This window comes from Actinoplanes regularis, from assembly GCF_900188005.1.
Taxonomy (GTDB): Bacteria; Actinomycetota; Actinomycetes; order Mycobacteriales; family Micromonosporaceae; genus Actinoplanes; species Actinoplanes regularis.
Map to the genome: position 1 here is coordinate 1 of NZ_FZNR01000065.1, position 1,631 is coordinate 1,631.

Consider the following 1,631-nt stretch of genomic DNA (forward strand, 5'->3'; position numbering starts at 1 on the left):
GTTATGTGGGTCGGCCGGGGTTGACGGCGCAGCGGTTTGTGGCTGATCCGTTTGGTGGGGGCCGGTTGTATCGCACGGGTGACCGGGTGAAGTGGGCTGCCAGCGGTGAGTTGGTGTTCGCTGGGCGCGCTGATGAGCAGGTCAAGGTGCGTGGGTTCCGGGTCGAACCCGCCGAGATCCAGGCCGTCCTTACCGGGCATCCGCAGGTGTCGCAGGCGGCGGTGATCGTGCGGGAGGACCGGCCCGGTGACAAGCGCCTGGTCGGGTATCTGGTCGCTGCCGGTGACGACCTGGACGTGGCCGCGGTCCGGGAGTTCGCTGCCGAACGGCTGCCGGAATACATGCTGCCGACCATCTTGACCGTGCTGGACAGCCTGCCGCTGAACGCCAACGGCAAGCTGGACCGGGCTGCCCTGCCGGCCCCGGACCTGCCGACCACGGGCCGGGCCGCCGCGACGGCCGCGGAGGAGATTCTGTGTGGCCTGTTTGCGGAGATTCTCGGTGTGGAGTCGGTGCCGGCGGATGTGTCGTTCTTCGAGCTCGGTGGTGATTCGCTGTCGGCGATGCGGTTGATCGCCCGGATCCGGCGGGTGTTCGACGCGGAGTTGAGTATCGGGGAGTTGTTCACCGCTCCGTCGGCGGTTGAGGTGGCTGGTCTGGTGAGTGCGTCGGCCGAGGCTTCGACCCGGATCGCTTTGACGGCGCGGGAGCGTCCGCAGTTGCTGCCGCTCTCCTATGGCCAGCAGCGGATGTGGTTCCTGAACCGGATCGAGGACGCCGGTCAGAGCGTGGCCTACAACATGCCGATGGCGCTGCGGATCTCCGGTGATCTGGACGTGGCCGCGCTGGAAGCAGCACTCGGTGACGTCGCCGACCGCCATGAAGTGCTTCGCACGATCTATCCCGAGGTGAACGGGGTGGCCTGCCAGCAGATCCTGGACGGCGCCGCCGGCCAGCTATCGCTGCTGGTCAGCGAGGTCGCCGAGAGTGATGTGCCGTCGGTGGTGGCGGCGTTCTTCGGTCGTGGCTTCGACCTGAACACCGAGCTGCCGTGGCGGGCCCAACTGCTCGTGTTGGCGCCGGGTGAGTTCGTGCTGGCGATCGTGGCGCATCACATCGCGCTGGACGGTTGGTCGATGGGTGTGCTGACTCGGGATCTGCGGGCGGCTTATACGGCCCGGCGCCAGGGCCAGGTCCCGGCCTGGAGCAGTCTGGACGTGCAGTACGCCGATTACGCCCTCTGGCAGCGCGAGGTCCTCGGCGACCTCGATGACGAGTCGAGCTTGATCGCCGGCCAGCTCGGCTACTGGCGGGAGACCCTCTCGGGCATCCCGCAGGAGTTGGCGCTGCCGACCGACCGGCCGCGCCCGGCGGTGGCTTCGATGCGTGGCGGCACAGTCGACGTGGAGGTCGATGCCGAGACGCATGCGCGGTTGGTCGAGTTGGCGCAGCGGAGCGGTTCGACGGTGTTCATGGTGGCGCACGCGGCGCTGGCGGTGCTGTTGTCGCGGGTTGGCGCGGGCTTCGACATTCCGTTGGGTACGTCGGTGGCGGGTCGTGGTGACGCGGCGCTGGACGATCTGGTCGGTTTCTTCGTCAACACGCTGGTGTTGCGTGCCGACCTGTCGGGT

The 1,631-nt window shown here is 68.1% G+C and carries 1 protein-coding gene; it reads left to right on the forward strand.

Annotated elements, in window-relative coordinates; genetic code table 11:
* Nucleotides 1-86: 86 nt before the first annotated feature.
* Nucleotides 87-1,631, forward strand: a 1,545-nt coding sequence (locus CHC09_RS44780; RefSeq protein WP_342352375.1) for a condensation domain-containing protein, incomplete at its 3' end; no start/stop codon positions are given.